An 18986-nucleotide genomic window follows, 5' to 3' on the forward strand; every position below is an offset into this window, starting at 1 on the left:
CTTAAAATTATGAACAAAATAATATTTTCATTAGTCTTAATATGTGGATCGCTGCTTTTCACTTCATGCGAAGATGATTTAGTAGTCGGTAGCGTAAATCAAAGTTCATATAATAATATAGGAAAACTTGAAGCTTCACTAAAAGATAAAAATAGTGGACTTTCCGATAACATTATAGAACTTAGAACGAAAGAATGCATAACCTCTGTTTGTGTAAACCTGACAAAAGCTCCAATGAAAGGAGTTGATTTTGCCATTTCTTATGATGCAGAATACTTAAATGAATACAATACACAACACGGAACCAATTTTAAGCTATTCCCTCAAAATCTGATTTCTTTAGATGGCGCTTCTGAAGCTAATATTCTAATGGCACCTGATGAAAAACAATCATTAGCTGTTAATTTAACAATTCAACCAGCAAGTACAGATTTAGAGGAAGGAACAACCTATGTGCTACCCTTAAAGATAACAACTACAACAGAAGGTATCTCCTTATCCTCTACAAGTCATTGTATTTACTTAATCAAAAACTATCATAATGAAGCAGATTGTGACAAAGGAGCTGATGCTGTGAAAAATTTTCTATATTTCGAAGTGAATGATACAAATCCATTAAATGCACTTGAATTCATTCGAGAAGATGGAAAATTATTCTTTGACTATGTTGTGCTTTTTGCAGCAAATATTAACTGGAATGCAGAAACGGGCAGAGTATATGTATACAACAACCCGAATGTTCAATTTCTATTAGACAATAATGAGCAATATCTACAACCATTAAGAAAACGCGGTATAAAAGTGTTACTTGGAGTTCTTGGAAATCATGATGAAGCAGGAGTATGTCAGCTATCTGATATGGGCTGTAAAGAGTTTGCACGTGAACTTGCAGCAATCTGTAATGCATATAATTTAGATGGAGTTAATTTTGATGATGAATATTCTAATTATCCAAACTTAGATAATCCTTGGTTAACCTATAAATCATCAGAAGCAGGTGCAAAATTATTATACGAAACCAAAAAAGCAATGCCTGATAAATATGTAACAGTTTACTATTTGGGAAGTCTTGAATCAAATTGTCCATCGGTATATGGAATTACCCCTAATAATTTTGTAGATATCGTAGTTGCAGACTATGCTCAATCAACACGCCCAATGACAGGTATGACCCAAAAACAATGTGCAGGAATGTCTGTCGAATTAAGACGAGGATATGGGGATACAAGTGAAGATTATGCACGTAGTGTGAAAGAAGACGGCTACGGTTTCTATATGTGGTTTGCATTAGATCCTTCATTATATCCAATTCAAGTATACCGTATACAAAATGTATCGAGGGGACTTTATAACCAAGAAGTAAAATATCCAACTTTTTACTACAAGAAAAATGATACAACCAAATATTCTAGGTAATTATTTAATTTAATTGCATATGAAAAAAATACTCATAATATTAGCAACTATTGGACTATTATACAGTTGCTCTAATGATGACTCCAATGAAAATCTAAATCTTAATGAAGACTTTGTCGTCCTATCTGCTGATACCTTATCGGCCGGACCTCAGGGAGGGGATTTAGAAGTAACTATAGAAAGTTCTGAAGATTGGACTTTAGTAGGTCCTAAAGTAGAATGGGCTACTCCTTCTACCAATAAAGGTCAAAGCGGCCAAACCTTAACTTTTAAGGTGGAAGCAAATGAAACAGATAAAGAATTAGAAAATACTTATAAAATATTTGCTGGCTCTAATGTAAAGAAACTTGTTGTTATTTCTAATCCAACAATGAAGTTAGAGCTTTTATCAGAAGATAATGTATCTATAAATTCAGATAAGAATACAATCAATATTTCCTTATCTACCAATATAACTAATTTATCCTATGAATTTTCCGATAACGGGAATCAATGGCTAAAAGTTTCAAGTTTTGAATCAGCTTTTGGAAAAGGAACTCTTGTACTAGAAGCTAATGCGAATGATACTTATATATCACGCAGTTCTACTTTAAAAATTACAAGTGAAAATAGATCTGTTTCTATTAATATACAACAAGCTCAATTAGACGGAATATTGTCGGATGGAGAAGAATACAAAGAAACTGATTTATCAGAATGCGACATACAATTTAATATTAAAACGAACATAGAATATCAGCTGGGAGAGTTACCGGAATGGATTCAATTGAAAGAAACTACTAAGGGAGAAACTGTTGATGGTTTACAAAAACAGACCCTTACTTTCCATGTATCAGAAGCAATGGCTTCAAGAAGAAGTGATATTTATTTCTTAAAAGACTCAAAAATAGACCTAACCCTTACAATAAAACAACAAAATCCAAATCCTATTATGGCTACAATTCCTGATAAAAATTTCAGAGAAGCCTTATCTGCTGAAGGTTGGATTGTATTAGGAGAAGAAGATAATAGTCAATGTGAAATATTAGAAAAAGGACTAAAAGAAACAATTCTTGATTTAGATGGTACCAGCTGGAGCAACTACGGTATTGAATCAATTGAAGGAATAGAACAATTTCCTCAAATTGAAGTTTTAAGGTTAGCATATAATAAGCTAACAACAATAGATATATCTAAACTTAAACATGTAAAAGAATTAAATATTGAATCAATCTATCCATTGACTTCGGTTATCATAGGTGATAATCCTGTAACCTCATTAAGATTACAAGATTATATAGAAGCAACATCTTTGATAATATCAGGTAATAATATCACAGATATCAATGCTAGTTTATCTTCTTGGATGGGTTATTATGACCAATTAACAACTTTAGATGTCACTGGTTGTCCTCATTTAAAGACATGTAACGTAGATCGTCAGAAGTTACAAACTTTATATGTAACTCAAGAACAAAAAGATAATGTAACATTTACGAATCAAGGTTCATTACAGATTGTAGTAAAATAAAAATTCAAAATCTATATTTTTATCAATAATCAAAATGAAGCTGTCTCAAAATAGAAATGCAAAAGTAAAAATCTTATAGATTGAAACTTCGTAATAAAAAACTCCTGCTTTAGCCCTTATTTATTACAATTATAGGACTAAAAGCAGGAGATTTTTATGTTGTGACTTATAGATTGTAAGTAAACTTATCTCTGTTTTTTATTTGGAGTCTCATTTATTTGTTTAATGCCATGTCAAAAAACAACAGTTTAGCAATGGATCAATTAAAAAACTTAACTCCAATAAAGTAAGTTCTCGGTTGAGTAGGTCCATAGAAATACTTTGAATCTCGTAAGGCTCCTCTATCCAAATCTTTTTGGAATGCGTTGAACATATTCTGCACTCCCCCATTCAGCTGAAGCTTCAAGTGATCATTCAGTACAAACGTATAATTCAGCTTCAGGTTCAGTTCCATGAAATTGGGTGTATGCTCCAGACGGTCTTTTTCAATATAACCAGCAAAATGAGGAACCACCATCTTTCCCGTGTACACACCAGAAAGAGAAAAATCAAAATTCTTCAACGGAGCAGAAGTAAACGTAAAATAGCCATAGTAATCTGGAGTACGAGGCATACGTTTTATAGGATCTACATCCTGATCTTCACTCCAGCTTACAGCTTCTGTATATCGGCTGCGCTGTACTGTAAATCCTAATTGTAACTGAGCTTCACGTCCGTGAGCTATTTTATAATCAATATTTGCACCATACACGCGTGCACCATATCCATTTCGTCTTTCCTGTATTTCGGCACCCGTATCAGCATCCGCTCCAACCTTTGTCAGATAAAAGACATTATCCAAGGATGTGTAAAACCCTTCGACCAGCAAGTTCGACTGGAAATGTCCAAAATTAAATCCCCAGTCTACAGAGCCACTGAAACTGTTGGAACGTTCTGGCTTTAATCCATCTGCCAGACGAATTATCATGGCTTCGCCGCCAACGGCTGCTACGTGTAAATCTTCATCATAAGCCTGGGGTGCACGGAAGCCAGTAGACCAGGTTAAACGTCCCTGTATCTTGTCTGTTGGTTTCCACAACAAATTTACGCGTGGACTGAAAATGATGTTGTCTATCAGATTATGCTTATCCAGACGAAATCCTGCGAGAAGTGTAAAATACGTCATCTTCCACTCATTCTGAGCAAATCCGCTGAATATTCTTACATATTGACGCAAGTCACGGTTATATCCGGTCATTACATCATGCAGCGAATTATAACTGTATTCAACTCCTCCAGTAAACGTGGCAGGCGAAAAAAGACAATCATCCATATTCCCTACATACATTGCTCCTCCCACAGCTGTCAAGTCTTTTGTCTTTCCATAAGCATTGGCATTTTTATCTGCTCCATAATAACTATTACGATCTGTATGTTGTGCAGAACCATAAACGGATAGTTTATGGCGATATTCATTGAAAAACACATCATACGTCAGTCCCCCGCTGTTAATAATATGCTTAGTCTGCTCTGTTATATCTGTTTCATGAGGCTGAAGGTCAAACTTATTTCCCCCACGACGAAATTCATTCGTGGTATGATACTCCAGACTGATACGGCTAAACTGAGTAGGACGATAATACGAACGTAAACCAAACGTATTCATATTCAGTTTTCCAAGCTCCGAGAAACCATCATTATCGGCATCATAAGGATTACGGTTACGGTAAGACTGATAAAGGGCTATTCCATATGAATTGTCCGATGAAACCAAAGAGGCATTAGCGCCTACATATTGTTCCCATACTTTCCCGTTCAGATTCGACATTGTAGAAGAAACCTGAAAAGAATTACTAACCGGATCTTTTGTTATAATATTAATTGTTCCTCCTACCGCATTGGCTCCAAATAAAGCAGACCCACCTCCGCGAACCACTTCCACACGCTCAATCATGTTAGTGGGGATCTGTTCTAAGCCATATACACCCGAGAGAGCACTCATTACAGGACGACTATTTATCAGAATTTGGGAATACGGACCTTCCAGTCCATTAATACGCACTTGTGGGAATCCGCAGTTCTGACAGTTATTTTCTACACGAAGTCCTGACTGATAATTCAATGACTTTGCTAAATCTGTAGAATTTACAGCCTCAAACAACTTGTTACTCATTACATTCACGACCACCGGAGCTACTTTACGGCTTGTTTCATTTCTGTTTGCCGAAACTACGACTTCATCTGTCATAATAGTTTCTTCTTCCATTACAAAATGTACATCTACCGTGAAATCCTTACTGACTGTTATTTTTTTAGTCTGAGTATTATACCCCATGCTCTGTACTTTCAGCGTATATTCTCCGGCGGGAATTTCCTTAAAGCGGAAATATCCTTCCGCATCGGTCACTGTACCCTTTCCCGTTTCTACGATTAACACAGTGGCATAAGGCAAACTATTTTCCGAGCCTTTTTCTATCACGTGTCCGGCTATAACATTTCCTTCCTTAACCGGCTCTATTGCCATGCTTACATAAGAGCATAGCAATCCCATTATGAATAAAATATATTTCATGTATAATCTTTTCGTTCGTTAACTTAATAAAGCCCGTTCTAAATATTCAAGATAAATACCACAGAATCAGGTCTGACTGATTCAGATTTTTCCATATCTTCCCCTTTCCACATCTAGTTTATAGAAGCAGACGAAAGATAACTGTCCAACAGAAGCCAGACAGCATTTATTTGAACAGGCATTTTAATTGGTTTCCTGTTTCTCGCTTAATCAAATGAAAAGATATACGGGAGGTGCACGTAGATAAATCTCATCTCCAAATGAAGACAGGGCATGAAATGCAGACAAGCTGCCAGTTAATAAACAGAGTAAAGGCAAGTCAGGACACGCCGATTCAATAGAGTCTGAACCTACAGAAGTAAATGTTGATAAGAAATGCAGTGTCAGTGCCTGCCCGCTTGAGTGAGAATGATGTTCAGTAAAAGGATGCGAGTGGACAATAAAAGTCCCGTTCACCTCATGTACGTGCGCATATAATGTCGAAATGGCATAATAAGCAACAAACAAGGTTAAAAGAGCTACTGCCCCAATGCGTATATAGCGCGCTTTTACTTTCATCTGGACGCAAAGATACACGAAGTTATCGGTTATTTAAAATAAAATACTTTAAAAAACACAGATACCTCTTATCAACATGCACTAAGTTTTTCAGAAAATGAATATTGCTCTTGGAAGGAGAAACAGTATTGTAAGAGCAATTGTACGAAATTTATACCGTTTAACAATAAAAAAAGCGATTGTTCACATTTTGAACACCGCCGATTTCCTAAAGAACCCCCATTTAAGGGTTCTTGCATCTTTTACTCATCTAGTTGTTGTTGTGTACGTTATCCTTTTCTCTTCTTTTTTACCTTAAAGCAATTTTCCTAATCCTATTTCAACTATACCTGAAAACAATTACCTTTTATCCTAATACCTTAAAATAAAAACCTAAAACTTAATACCTTAAATCTCTAATACCTTTTCTTAAAATTGCTTTTTTACCTTAACTTCTAATACCTTAAAAAATCTATTCTAATACCTTCTTTTATATCTTAATTAATTCTGGTTTCACAACCACATCGCAAAGGTAGATGTTTCTGTTTAATTAGCAATAAGATATAATTATTTTCTTCACAAAGTATTTGTTTTCTTGATTTATATCATGGGAACGACAGTTTTCTTTTGTGTGCGATAACGAAATTAGACAATATGCAACATTTTTTTACTTCAATTTAAGGATTCTCTGGTTACTGCTTCCCCTGAATTCCAGCTTCGGAGAATAGAGGGATTGCTCAAAACGGCCGTCTACCAATACATTTATATAAGACAATATAGGTCTGCGTACAGGATCTTCCAAAAGTTCTTCATAAGTATATCCGGTATAGCACCAGATATTTTGTCCGGTACGCTCACTGAATTCCTTGATAAGAGGAAGAAAGTCTTCCGGCGAATAAAACGGATCCCCTCCCGAAAAGGTAATTCCATCTAATAAAGGATTGGAATTAATAGCCTCAATAAATTCTTCTATCTTCTCACGAGTCAAAGGATGACCTGACGCAGGATTCCAGGATTCAGGGTTATGACATCCCCGGCAATGGTGTCTGCATCCCGATAGATAAATAGAAAAGCGTATACCATCACCATCAACAATTGTTTCAGGATATGTATATAAATAATGTAGCATAAAGAATAAGTTATTCCCAATTGCCAGTGAAATAAAAAGAAGGCTTTTTATATACCTACAACCTGCTTACAGGCAGATAATCCGCATCTAAAAAGCCTTCTATCCTTAATAACAAACGAATTAATCAACAGTGTTTTACTCTGTCACGCTCCTCTGCACGTTTCGCAGAATTCCAACTGTTCAAATCACCAGTCAAATATCCGGTTATACGACGCATCCGGAGAATATTCTCACTGTTACAGATAGGACATTTATCATAAATCACTCCTTTATAGCCACAATTATGACATGTATCAACAGGGTGATTGATAGAACCATAACCAATGCCTTCATCATGCATCACTTTTACAATCTTGGCAATTGCCTTGACGTTTTTCTGTGCTTCTCCGTCAAGCTCCACATAAGTAATATGGCCTCCACGGGTCAGAGCATGAAAAGGAGCTTCACATTTTATTTTTTCTACTATAGTGATAGGTTCTTTTACGTCTACATGGAAAGAGTTTACATAGTAATCACGGTCGGTCACTCCTGGTATTACTCCATATTTACGACGGTCCATGCGTGTAAAACGTCCCGAAAGTCCTTCTGCCGGGGTTGCCAGTACAGAATAATTTAAATGATACTTCTGCTTAAATTCATCTGCAACGTGATTCATCTCTTCTACTGCTTCGTAAAGCGTATCCCAGGCTTTCTGACAATGACCATGTCCTTGACCATATAAAGCAACCATTGCATTGTGGCCACCTATAAACCCGATACCTAATGTACCCTGATTCAGTACATCACCTACTTCATCGTTCGGATTCAGGTTACCTCCTCCCTTCCATACATTGTTACTCATCATGAAAGGGAACTGACGTGCCAGTGCCGTACGCTGATATTGATAGCGAGTATACAGCTGTTCTGCAATAAAGACTGCCATATCATGCACAGAACTGATAAATATTTCTTTTGCCAGACGTTCTATTGCATCCTGACTCTGGCAATCTGACATGCTTTCTGCTTTGATGCGGGCTTCGATAGCCAGTCGGGGAAGATTCATCGTAGTAAACGAAAGGTTACCACGTCCCAAGGAAGTCTTTTCTCCATTCAAGTTTTCGAAGACACGCGTACGGCATCCCATTGTTGCCAGTTCATAGCGATAACGTTTTGGATCGCTGGCATCCCATTTTTCATGCTGGTTGAAAGGAGTATCAAGGAACATAAAATTCGGGAATAAAGCTTTTGCCGTAGTACGGCAAGCTTTCAGGAACAAGTCGAAATTAGGAGCTTCAAACTCTACCTTACCTTCCATTGCCGCATCAAAGTCTTCCATTGCCCGTTTGTAGTCGGCTTCCGAATAAGACACACCATCCTTTATCTTGAATATCTGAATGGGGAATACAGGTACTTCTCCCCGCGTACCCAAACCTTCAATAGTAGCTTTCAGCAGTTCTTCTATCACCATTCGTCCTTCGGCAGAAGTATCTGTTCCATAATTGATAGAACTGAACACAACCTGATTTCCTCCGCGTGAATGCATCGTATTCAGGTTATGAATAAACCCTTCCATTGCCTGATGAGTATCTTTACGTACCTGACTATAAGCCTTTTTCAAAATATGTTCCAGTTCATCGGCTGTAAGATTGATCTGCTGGTCAGCAAATGCTGCAAGAAGAATCTTTTTTTCATCTTCAGAAGGAGCTATTGAAGCAACATGCTGTTTTACCAACGCCTGCAACTTCGCCTCATCTACTTCCATGCCTTTCATATCGAAATAAAAAGAAATAGAAGAAACAACGACTTTCTGGAAACTTTTCAATACGCCTTTTGCCATGAAGAAATCGAAAGCCGGAATAGCCTGTCCTCCGTGCTGCTCATTCTGGTTGGTCTGGAATATAATTGTAGCTAGTGTTGCGTAGCTTTGAATAGACTGAGGTGTACGGATACTTCCGTTCTTAGTATGAAAACCGCGTTCAAACAGATCGTCAAGATCGTACTGAATACACGTCGTAGTCTTGGTAGGATAATAGTCCAGATCATGAATATGTATATCTCCCAACTGATGTGCCTCAGCATATTGTTTCGGCAACAAATATTTATAGGTATAATCCTTTGTTATTTCCGAAGCAAAGGTCATCATCTGTCCGGCCGGAGTATGGCTCGACATATTGGCGTTACTCAGATTCACATCATTTTTATCTATGGCAACAATACCATCCATGATATGCTTTATCTGAGTTTTCCGATCGCGTTCCGTATTTCTCCACTGGCGATAAATGATATATTTTTTAGCCACTTCAGGCTGTACCTTCATCAATTCCGTTTCTACGAGGTCCTGAATTTCTTCGACTCCGATAGTAGGATTCTCAAAATGATTGATAACACGCTGTGTAATCTCGTCAATCAGTTCTTCCTGATGAGCAATCCCCGTTGCGTTGAACGCTTTACTGATAGCATTTGTAATCTTTGAAGGCGAAAAGTTTTCCCGCTTCCCGTCACGCTTGATAATACAGATTTCAGTTAAATTCATACTGGCTTGTAACGAATAAGTTAATATAAAAGTTGGCTTTGCTCTTTGCGGCAGGTCTTCTGACTGATCTCTCCCCGACAGCCACCTTCCCATTGTAAAAAAACAATAGTGGTTTGCTTATGCATTGCCTTCGGTTCATTAAGAATCACAGCAGCGGGTACTGTTGCCGATTTTCACGGCATTCCCTTTTGAAACACTTTTGTTACCTAGCAAAAAGCCATACAAAGATATGGCTTTAAAGAAATAAACAAAAATCAGAATCTTGATAATTTTCTAAATTGGACAACTTTTAAGAAAGAAAAATAACCCAGAAGCACCTACAGGACATATAAATGGCAAACTATTATTTATACTAACTTTTCTATTTGGATAATTAAATTAATTTCTTATTGCCTTTAGAGAAGAATATTTTTTCCTTTTTACCGGCTACGCTCCCTGCGTTAAAAGAGTAAAAGCAGGGAGCATAACAAGTTATAAATTGACAGGCTCCAGTCCCATCTGTTTTGCCTTCTTCAGCATATATTCAAAAGCAGCATCATGTTCATTTGGAATCACTCCATCCAGGATAGCATCCTTTATAGAACTTTTCAAACTACCGATTTCGCGGCAGGGCTGCAAATTGAAAACTTTCATAATTTCAGCACCATCTACAGGAGGCTGGAAATTTCGGATACGGTCTTTTTCCTCCAGATCTTTCAGTTTCTGACGAACCAGCTTGAAGTTATCAAGGAAGCGTTGCTTACGGACTTCATTCTTCGATGTAATATCTGCTTCGCACAGCAGCATCAAGTCATCAATATCGTCACCGGCTTCGAAAAGCAAGCGTCTTACGGCAGAATCAGTCACTTCCTCATCAGCAATTACGATAGGGCGCATATGTAAGCCTACAAGCTTTTGAACATATTTCATCTTTTCGTTCATCGGCAGCTTCATCTTTCTGAATATATCAGGAATCATCTTCTCTCCGACGAAATTATGATTATGGAATGTCCATCCGATACGGGAATCCCAACGTTTGGTACGAGGTTTTCCTATATCGTGAAGCAAAGTAGCCCAACGCAACCACAAATTATCAGTAACCTTTGCTATATTGTCTACCACCTCCAATGTATGATAGAAATTATCCTTATGCCCTCTTCCGTTTTTTACCTCTACACCTTGCAAGGCCACAAATTCCGGGAAAATCAGTTCCAACAATCCGCAACGGTCTAAGTCTACAAAGCCTTTAGAAGGAACAGGAGAAAGCAAGATCTTATTTAATTCATCAGCTATCCGCTCCCGAGAAATAATCTTAATACGTTCCCGGTTACGTTCCAACGCATCAAACGTTTCGTCCTCAATGAAAAAATTCAGCTGAGTAGCAAAACGGATGCAGCGCATCATACGTAAAGGATCATCACTGAACGTTATGTCCGGATCAAGCGGAGTACGTATGGTACGCTCTTTCAAGTCGTCCAGTCCCCCAAAGGGATCGACCAATTCTCCATAGCGTGATTTGTTTAGGCATACAGCCAGCGCATTGATGGTAAAGTCTCGGCGGTTCTGATCATCTTCCAACGTTCCGTTTTCTACTACCGGCTTACGGCTGTCGTGACTATACGACTCTTTTCTGGCTCCAACAAATTCGACTTCCAGGTCATGATATTTCACCTGTGCCGTACCAAAATTCTTGAATACAGAAACATGAGCGCCACGTCCTAATTTTCTTCCGAACGCTTCGGCTATTTCGATTCCGCTGCCTACTACTACCACATCAATATCTTTCGAAGGACGGTTCAGGAAAATATCGCGGACATAACCTCCCACGACATAGCATTCCAATCCTAACTCATCAGCAGTATCAGATATCAAATTGAATATTTTGCCTGTAAAGTGTTCTTTCAATTCCATGTCTATTACAAAATTAGCGTGCAAAATTACAAAAAAATGAAAAGCCTCGTAGAGAATAAGCGATTTAATTGTATTTTTGTTCCACAATAAATCGCTTAATTATATGAAAAAGATAATCTTAGCAGCTGCAACTTTAGCATTCCTACTATCCGGATGCAATAGCGACAGTAAAAATGCCGGAAAACTTTTCCAACGTGCGGAACTAGCTTTCGCAGCAGGCGACTATAACCTCGCCCGGCTACAAATAGACAGCATACGTACCTATTATCCTAAGGCAGTAGATGTACGTAAGGCAGGAATCCATTTGATGCAACAGATAGATTTGCAGGAACAGCATAAGACGCTGGCTTATCTGGACAGTATGATGACCGTCAAGCAAGCTGAACTTGACTCGATAAAGGGAAATTTCGTTTTAGAGAAAGATACTGCCTATCAGGAAATCGGAAACTATTTCTACCCGTCGCAGGTAGTAGAAAAAAACATCGGACGCTCTTTCTTGCGTGCACAGGTAAACGAACTGGGCGAAATGTCGCTTACATCTATTTACTGTGCAGGAGGCAACATACACCACACTGCAGTGAAAGTAAGTGCAAACGATGATACATTTGCCGAAACTCCAGCTTCGACAGACAGCTACGAAACAACAGACTTAGGGCGTGCCATAGAAAAGGCTGATTATAAAGTAGGCAATGACGGAGGTGTAGCAGCTTACATCGCAGCCAATAAGGATAAGAAAAGTCTCAAACTGGAATTCATAGGCGACCGTAACTACAAAACAACGATGTATGCCAATGACATAAAAGCAATCACAGAGGTAAGCAATCTGGCACGAATTCTTGCAGGAATGGAAGAAATACGTAAGGAACAGAAAGAAGCAAACTTAAAGATCCAGTTTGTTGCCCGAAAAATAGAAGAAGGAGAAGCTAAACAAGAATAAGTTCGAATTTGGCAAAGGAAATACAACTCTGGCCAACACGCTCAAAAAAGTATTTCAATAAGAAATGTGAGGGACGTGAAAAGCAGAAACAAAAAAGATGCTGATGTTTTTTCTAAAATATCAGCATCTTTCAAGTAATTCTTCTCGATGTTTTTTTAAAATTCGTACAAATTTCATTGAGCTTTCCGCATGTCAGGAAGGCTATCAGGCCAAGTCCTCATAAAGCACTATCTATCAGATAATTTCCGATTTACATTTTCTACCAGTACGCCGTACGATAAAGATACTGACCTCATACAATACAAACATCGGGAAAGTAACCATCAGTAAAGTTACGACATCAGAGGTCGGAGTAATGATAGCGGCTATGACTAATGAAATGACTAAAGCATGTTTCCTATACTTAGTCATAAAGTCGGCGGTAAGAAAACCTAGTTTTGCGAACAACCATGCCAGTATCGGTATTTCGAAAGTAATCCCCATCATCAAGCTTAGCATAGTCAGCGTATCAATATAGGAACTTAGCATAATCGTATTTTCGACTTCAGGACTGACCTGATAAAGAGCAAGGAAACGGAAAGTAAAAGGAAATATCAGAAAATAGCTGAATAATACTCCCAAAAGGAACAGCACATATCCCCATATGATAACTCTCGTAGAATAGCGTTTTTCATTCTCATACAATGCGGGGGAAACAAATCTGAAAAGCTGGTAAAGAATATAAGGAGAAGCCAGAATAATCCCTGCATAAAATGAAACATTCATATGCATCAAAAACTGACCGGACAGTTTCGTATTAATCAGACGAACATGAAAGTCATTTGCTTCAAGTCCGGGTATATGCAAGGATGTTCCTATCCATTCAAAAAAACGATAAATATAAAAATCACTATTTTTAGGCATAAGGATAATATGGAAAAGCTCATCTTTAAAAAAGAAAGAGAGCAGCATAAGCACCACAACCACACATGCAATCCGCATGAGAGTTGCCCGCAGTTCATCCAAATGATCCCAAAAGGTCAGTTCCGATTCATTCTTCTCCTTCACGATCTTATTTTTCCTTATTTTCTGGTTTATCAGCAGAATCCTTCAAGTTTTCTTCCACCCCGTTCATACCGTCTTTAAAATTTTTCACGCCTTTTCCGAGTCCCTTCATCAGTTCAGGAATCTTTTTACCCCCAAATAATAAAAGTATAATCAAGGCTATAAACAGCAGTTCCTGGGTACCGATTCCCATAAATAACAATGTGGTATTCATATGCTTAAATTTAGATTGATAAAACTAAAACGTATTTCGAACCAAACAAAGGTACAGATAGTTTTTAATTTGTGCAAATCAGAAATAACTGACATAAAAAAACACCTGTTCCCGATAAAAGGAAACAGGTGTATATCATCTAAACAATAACTTCTGTACTTTTAAATACGTTCAGCTACTACATTCCAGTCCACAACTTTCCAGAAAGCTTCAATATATGCGGCACGACGGTTTCGGTAATCAATGTAATAGGCATGTTCCCATACATCTATTACCATCACAGGAGTCAGTCCTTCTGTCAAAGGATTTCCTGCGTTGGACTCCTGAACAATAGAAAGTTTATGTTCCTTATCCATTACAAGCCATACCCAACCGGAGCCAAACAATCCTAAAGCTGCCTTGGTAAACAGCTCCTTGAACGTGTCAACCGAACCGAAACTTTCTGTAAGAGCCTCAACCAGTTTGGCTGGCATATCAGATTGTCCGGGAGTTAAACTCTGAAAGAAAAAAGTATGGTTCCACGCTTGCGCAGCATTGTTGAATATTCCACCTTCGGCTTTTTTCAAGATTTCTTCCAAAGGCATATCTTCGTAAGGAGTTCCGGGAATCAGCTTGTTCAGATTATCTACATAAGTTTGCAGATGTTTTCCATAATGAAATTCGAGTGTTTCTTTACTCATGTACGGGGAAAGTGCATCCAACCCGTAAGCTAATTGAGGCATTACATGTGTCATAATTGTAGTATTTAGGTTAATCTATATAATAAAAACGACTGACAACCAATAAAGTTTACAGCCAAAGCCGATAATGTTCAATCTACCTCCAAATACATTCCACACATATACATTATGTATATATATTATCCACTTTCATATTTACAAATATAAATCTTATTTCTGAAATAAAGAAATCGAGAAGCAAATAAAAACATATCCGACAAGCATAATCGGGCAATTGATAACTCCTGATAGCAAAACGCCATATCCAGATTTAAAAATAGTGAAATTTTTCCGTAATTAATTCGAAAGCCCGCAGATTTGCCCACTTTTACGCCAAGAAAGATTCGTTTATACCAAAGAACTTTTTTATCTTTGTAGCGCAAGAAAGAAGAAATACACTTTTATAACATAACTTAAATAATAAGAATTATGGAATTTGTAACTAACGAAAAACTTACCATTGTTGGTGCTGCCGGTATGATCGGTTCTAACATGGCTCAGACTGCTATCATGATGGGTCTGACTCCGAACATCTGTTTGTATGACCCGTATGCTCCGGGATTGGAAGGCGTAGCTGAAGAATTGTACCACTGCGGTTTCGAAGGCGTAAACGTAACTTTCACTTCTGATATCAAAGAAGCGCTGACTGGTGCAAAATATATCGTAAACTCAGGTGGTGCTGCTCGTAAAGCAGGTATGACTCGTGAAGACCTGTTGAAAGGTAACGCTGCTATCGCAGAAGAATTCGGTAAGAACGTAAAACAGTACTGCCCGGATGTAAAACACATCGTTGTTATCTTCAACCCTGCTGATATCACAGGTTTGATTACATTGCTGTACTCTGGTTTGAAACCAAGTCAGGTTACTACTTTGGCAGCTCTTGACTCTACTCGTCTGCGCAGCGAATTGGCTAAACACTTCGGAGTAGCTATGGATGCTGTTGAAAACTGCCGTACTTATGGTGGTCACGGAGAACAGATGGCTGTATTTGCTTCTACAGCAAAAGTTAACGGCAAAGCTCTGACTGACATCATCGGTACAGACGCTCTGACTAAAGAACAATGGGCTGAAATCCAGCAGAAAGTTACTAAAGGTGGTGCAAACATCATCAACTTGCGTGGCCGTTCTTCATTCCAGAGCCCATCATACGTTTCTATCGAAATGATTGGTGCTGCTATGGGTGGTAAAGCATTCCGTTGGCCGGCTGGTACTTACGTATCAAACGATAAGTACGATCACATCATGATGGCATGGGAAACTTCTATCACTGCTGACGGTTGCCACTGCGCTGCTTTGAACGGTACTGCAGAAGAACAAGCTGCTTTGGATAAGAGCTACGAACACTTGTGCGCACTGCGTGACGAAGTAATCGCAATGGGCGTTCTTCCTCCTGTTTCTGAATGGAACAAACTGAACCCGAACATTAAATAATCAGATATATACCTGATTTAAGAAGAAGGAGACTGTATACCAGTTTCCTTCTTTGTTTTTTATAGTAACCAAACCCATGAAAACTTGTTTATTAAAAATCTTTTTTAACAAAATCCGATGAACCAGCCTTACAATCACTCCGTTATACAGTTTTTAACAGCTTATAACCGGAAGCTAAACTATGAAATTCAAAAACGTCTTGATCTTTTTCAGTCTATCGTTCTGTTATATACCGTTGCATGCCCATAACTTCTGTGAAGAAGCTTTTTATAATTTCCCTGACTCTATTTCACAAATAACCGGTTCGCAAGAAACAAAGCATCCGACCGCCAAAGAAAGTTTTAAAAGGAACTTTTCATATATGGGAATCCCCTTTATCACAGCCGGGCTGATCGTAAAAGAACGCAATACTGATTTCCGGACGCTCCGCAACCGGTTTAAGCCAGCTTTTCATCATCGATATGACGACTATACACAATATGTTCCTCTGGCTGCTACTTGGGGAATGAAACTGGCTGGTGTTCAAAGTCGCAGTTCATGGAAAGAACTGGCAGTGAGCAATGTCTTTTCGGCTGCATTGATGGCAGGATTTGTCAAGTCTTTAAAATACACCACCCGAGAAACCCGTCCGGACAATACATCCAACAACTCATTTTCTTCAGGACATACGGCCACTGCCTTCATGTGTGCCACCATTCTTCACAAGGAATATGGCATGAAAAGTCCCTGGTACAGCATCGGAGGATATACACTGGCCGGAATTACGGGAGTTACACGTCAGCTCAATAACCGGCACTGGATCGGCGATGTGCTTGTAGGAGCCGGAATAGGCATGATTTCTACAGACTTGGGATATTTTTTCTCTAATCTGATTTTCAGACGCGATAATGCAGATACACGGAAAACAAATACTGCTTACGACCGGTATGACACGCCTTCGTTCTTAAGCTTTAACATGGGAATAGCATCCGGTCCTTCAGCTTTACGAACAGCAGAAATATATGATTCTGAAGGTGGCTCCCCGCTAGGTATGCGCTTAAAGGTTGGAACAGCAACAGTTGTCAGCGTAGAGGGAGCTTATTTTTTCAATGCTTTTATCGGAGCAGGAGGACGTTTGAAGGTGGCAACTCTACCTGTCATTGCTGATATCCCGGCAGAGAATATGAGAAACTTCGATATGGACAGCGATTTAAAAGAAGACGCTCCAGTCAATCTATTTCTGCTCGATGGTCTGGAATCGGATCATCTGGGTATGTTCGATGTCGACCTGGGACTTTATTTTTCATATCCTTTCAGCCGGCATTTTCAGATAGGAAGCAAGCTGCTGGTAGGACGCAGAATAAATGCTAATTTCAAGTTGAATTCAATCTGTCGCATCAATCCACAAATATTCGACCGTGGGATTGTTAGTGAAGAAGTTTACAACCAATTTTATAAAGAAGACATCGACTATTACATGAATCAAGATGGAATCAGCCGCGATGAATTGCTGAACAGTTCTTTTGTAGATGACGATTTTCTGAACATACGTAAGAGTGCTACATATAAAGTCGGTACGGGAGTTTCGTTTACCTACCGCTACAAGGAAGATGCAGCTCTCCGTCTATATTGTGACTACGACTTTGCCTCTCCCCGTCTGACATACGATTTAAAGAACTCCTGGACAAACGAAGAAGGCAATCGGAATGCCCATGCATAACCTGACATTCGGTGCTTCCATTGCATTTATGTTCTGATGTAACTTCCATCCTGAACACGGCTCTTTCATTTAAGCTTAGATAAAGGCACATAATTCCCCCACCCACTTCTTATGGGAAGTAGGGATTTTGTTATGATTGATACCCAAAACGTTACGAATCCTCTGAAATTACAAATTATCTCATTTTTGATCCAGCATATGTATCATTGCGGTAAAGTCCAAAGAAAGTTCTCTAATAAGTTCGGCCGTTCCCTTAGCCTTGTCGGAGAGCTTTTTCCTTTTACCTTTCCATATAGAAAGTATTGCCAGTACTATCCTCTGTATCGTGTCAAGGTTTCTGGCGGACCTTGCACTATTCCGCCTGATGAAGTCCTGCCTCAGGTTGCGGTCAAGGTCCCAGTGCATGCTTTCTATTGTCCAATGCATTCTGGCTATTGTACTCAGCCGCCTGGCACTTCCGTGAAAACTGGAGACATAGAACCTCCTCTCGGAAGATTTCTGACCATCAGATTTTCTCTCCGTTGCAGTCCGTATTTCGACAACCGTCAGATTTCCATTCCACTTTTTCCTGTCCGTAATCAGGTCATTTCCACGAAAGATACGGCATACTCTGGTCTCTATTCTGCCATGTTCAAGAAAAGGGCCTTCCGAATATACATCCACAGGCTCTGCAAGTTCGACATTGTCCTCAACCCCATATCGCAGAGTTCTCTGGTTTGCCTTCAGCTCGATAAGGAAATCACCGCCTTTTTCCCGGATTTTATCTATGATGGCTTTCTGGAAGGACATGGCGTCTGCCGTAACTATGATCCTGACACATCCACCTTGTCCAACAGTTTGGGTACGGAAGTTATCTCGTTGCTTTTTTCTTCACACATGTCCGTGGCAAGGGTGAAACCTCCTTCAAGGGAATAGGCGGATACGATGTCGGGGGTGCGTCCGTTTTCAAGTACCGTCCCTCTCATTGCCTTGCCGTCAATACAGAGGATGTCTCCGGCACAACCGACAAGCTCATCATGGAAGGTGGAGGTAAATTCAGACATCCGCTCAGACATGGCTTCATCATCAATATGTTTGAATATACGGCAGAGCGTAGGTTCAGAAGGCACACCGTCCAACAAAATTCCTAAAGAGCGGAAGCGTTTCAGATTACGCTCGCCGAATCTGATTATATCCGGTCTTGTCATACACTTGCCCAGCCGTCCGAGTATTACAAGGAGAAGAATATCTTCCAGCTTGTATTTGTAGTTTCCCTTGTCTGTCCTGCGGTAATCCGGCACTGATTTCACAAATTCTTTCAGATGTTTCATTATGCTGCCACGACGGCAGAATGCATGTTTCTTTTTTATATATTAGACATGCAAAATGTTGCATATCAGCAAAATAAATCTTATTTT

At 39.0% G+C, this 18986-nt stretch carries 13 protein-coding genes, 1 pseudogene and 1 riboswitch; of the genes and pseudogenes, 5 read left to right on the plus strand and 9 right to left on the minus strand.

Annotation, left to right across the window (positions count from 1 at the left end; translation table 11 throughout):
* Window positions 1-9: 9 nt before the first annotated feature.
* On the plus strand, window positions 10-1416 hold the full coding sequence (locus ACDG22_RS00640; RefSeq protein WP_177593980.1) for a BT_3987 domain-containing protein: 1407 nt from the start codon (window positions 10-12) through the stop codon (window positions 1414-1416).
* Between the two features lie 19 nt (window positions 1417-1435).
* Entirely contained in the window at window positions 1436-2926 is a 1491-nt protein-coding gene (locus ACDG22_RS00645) for a BACON domain-containing protein (RefSeq protein ID WP_177593982.1), read from the plus strand.
* Window positions 2927-3185: 259 nt separating this feature from the next.
* Here the strand turns inward: ACDG22_RS00645 and ACDG22_RS00650 are convergent, their stop codons facing one another.
* The 5 genes from ACDG22_RS00650 to ACDG22_RS00670 form a co-directional block, all read right to left on the minus strand.
* Complete coding sequence (locus ACDG22_RS00650) at window positions 3186-5477, minus strand: TonB-dependent receptor (RefSeq protein WP_270243368.1); 2292 nt, start codon at window positions 5475-5477, stop codon at window positions 3186-3188.
* A 210-nt stretch (window positions 5478-5687) separates the two neighbouring features.
* Window positions 5688-6035 carry a hypothetical protein gene (locus ACDG22_RS00655; protein ID WP_270212296.1) on the minus strand — a complete coding sequence of 116 codons (348 nt, stop codon included), beginning with the start codon at window positions 6033-6035 and terminating at the stop codon, window positions 5688-5690.
* 646 nt (window positions 6036-6681) lie between these two features.
* Window positions 6682-7143, minus strand: a complete 462-nt coding sequence (gene nrdG / locus ACDG22_RS00660; RefSeq protein ID WP_022125275.1) for an anaerobic ribonucleoside-triphosphate reductase activating protein — start codon at window positions 7141-7143, stop codon at window positions 6682-6684.
* 124 nt (window positions 7144-7267) lie between these two features.
* A complete protein-coding gene (locus ACDG22_RS00665) occupies window positions 7268-9655 on the minus strand; it encodes an anaerobic ribonucleoside triphosphate reductase (protein WP_022125276.1) in 2388 nt (795 codons plus the stop codon).
* Between the two features lie 32 nt (window positions 9656-9687).
* Window positions 9688-9882, minus strand: a riboswitch (cobalamin riboswitch).
* A 244-nt stretch (window positions 9883-10126) separates the two neighbouring features.
* Entirely contained in the window at window positions 10127-11545 is a 1419-nt protein-coding gene (locus ACDG22_RS00670) for a CCA tRNA nucleotidyltransferase (RefSeq protein WP_040311784.1), read from the minus strand.
* 103 nt (window positions 11546-11648) lie between these two features.
* On the opposite strand from ACDG22_RS00670, the gene ACDG22_RS00675 reads away from it, so the two are divergent.
* Window positions 11649-12482 (plus strand): hypothetical protein, encoded by an 834-nt coding sequence (locus ACDG22_RS00675; RefSeq protein WP_270212295.1) that lies wholly within the window; start codon window positions 11649-11651, stop codon window positions 12480-12482.
* A 234-nt stretch (window positions 12483-12716) separates the two neighbouring features.
* Here the strand turns inward: ACDG22_RS00675 and tatC are convergent, their stop codons facing one another.
* From tatC to ACDG22_RS00690, 3 genes are all read right to left on the minus strand, one after another.
* Window positions 12717-13529 (minus strand): twin-arginine translocase subunit TatC, encoded by an 813-nt coding sequence (gene tatC, locus ACDG22_RS00680; RefSeq protein ID WP_007566421.1) that lies wholly within the window; start codon window positions 13527-13529, stop codon window positions 12717-12719.
* Window positions 13530-13533: 4 nt separating this feature from the next.
* The gene (locus tag ACDG22_RS00685) at window positions 13534-13740 is read right to left on the minus strand and encodes a Sec-independent protein translocase subunit TatA/TatB (RefSeq protein WP_040311783.1); all 207 of its coding nucleotides are present in this window, start codon (window positions 13738-13740) and stop codon (window positions 13534-13536) included.
* A gap of 161 nt (window positions 13741-13901) precedes the next feature.
* The gene (locus tag ACDG22_RS00690; protein ID WP_007566416.1) at window positions 13902-14474 is read right to left on the minus strand and encodes a superoxide dismutase; all 573 of its coding nucleotides are present in this window, start codon (window positions 14472-14474) and stop codon (window positions 13902-13904) included.
* A 414-nt stretch (window positions 14475-14888) separates the two neighbouring features.
* Here ACDG22_RS00690 and ACDG22_RS00695 point away from each other — a divergent pair, with 414 nt between their 5' ends.
* On the plus strand, window positions 14889-15890 hold the full coding sequence (locus tag ACDG22_RS00695; protein ID WP_007571181.1) for a malate dehydrogenase: 1002 nt from the start codon (window positions 14889-14891) through the stop codon (window positions 15888-15890).
* Window positions 15891-16071: 181 nt separating this feature from the next.
* Window positions 16072-17589: a phosphatase PAP2 family protein gene (locus tag ACDG22_RS00700; protein ID WP_370858752.1), complete on the plus strand. Its 1518-nt coding sequence runs from the start codon at window positions 16072-16074 to the stop codon at window positions 17587-17589.
* 180 nt (window positions 17590-17769) lie between these two features.
* On the opposite strand, the pseudogene ACDG22_RS00705 reads toward ACDG22_RS00700, so the two are convergent.
* Window positions 17770-18899 (minus strand): annotated as a pseudogene (locus ACDG22_RS00705) (ISAs1 family transposase).
* Between the last annotated feature and the right edge of the window lie 87 nt (window positions 18900-18986).

Origin of the sequence: Phocaeicola coprocola (genome assembly GCF_041333015.1) — a bacterium.
GTDB classification, from domain to species: domain Bacteria; phylum Bacteroidota; class Bacteroidia; order Bacteroidales; family Bacteroidaceae; genus Phocaeicola; species Phocaeicola coprocola.

Bases quoted from the DNA above. Each gene is read 5' to 3' on its own strand.
- ACDG22_RS00650 (WP_270243368.1), bottom strand. From the start codon at position 5,477: ATGAAATATATTTTATTCATAATGGGATTGCTATGCTCTTATGTAAGC.
- ACDG22_RS00665 (WP_022125276.1), bottom strand. From the start codon at position 9,655: ATGAATTTAACTGAAATCTGTATTATCAAGCGTGACGGGAAGCGGGAA.
- ACDG22_RS00700 (WP_370858752.1), top strand. From the start codon at position 16,072: ATGAAATTCAAAAACGTCTTGATCTTTTTCAGTCTATCGTTCTGTTAT.
- ACDG22_RS00695 (WP_007571181.1), top strand. From the start codon at position 14,889: ATGGAATTTGTAACTAACGAAAAACTTACCATTGTTGGTGCTGCCGGT.
- ACDG22_RS00645 (WP_177593982.1), top strand. From the start codon at position 1,436: ATGAAAAAAATACTCATAATATTAGCAACTATTGGACTATTATACAGT.
- ACDG22_RS00675 (WP_270212295.1), top strand. From the start codon at position 11,649: ATGAAAAAGATAATCTTAGCAGCTGCAACTTTAGCATTCCTACTATCC.
- ACDG22_RS00640 (WP_177593980.1), top strand. From the start codon at position 10: ATGAACAAAATAATATTTTCATTAGTCTTAATATGTGGATCGCTGCTT.
- ACDG22_RS00690 (WP_007566416.1), bottom strand. From the start codon at position 14,474: ATGACACATGTAATGCCTCAATTAGCTTACGGGTTGGATGCACTTTCC.
- ACDG22_RS00655 (WP_270212296.1), bottom strand. From the start codon at position 6,035: ATGAAAGTAAAAGCGCGCTATATACGCATTGGGGCAGTAGCTCTTTTA.
- ACDG22_RS00685 (WP_040311783.1), bottom strand. From the start codon at position 13,740: ATGAATACCACATTGTTATTTATGGGAATCGGTACCCAGGAACTGCTG.
- ACDG22_RS00670 (WP_040311784.1), bottom strand. From the start codon at position 11,545: ATGGAATTGAAAGAACACTTTACAGGCAAAATATTCAATTTGATATCT.
- nrdG (WP_022125275.1), bottom strand. From the start codon at position 7,143: ATGCTACATTATTTATATACATATCCTGAAACAATTGTTGATGGTGAT.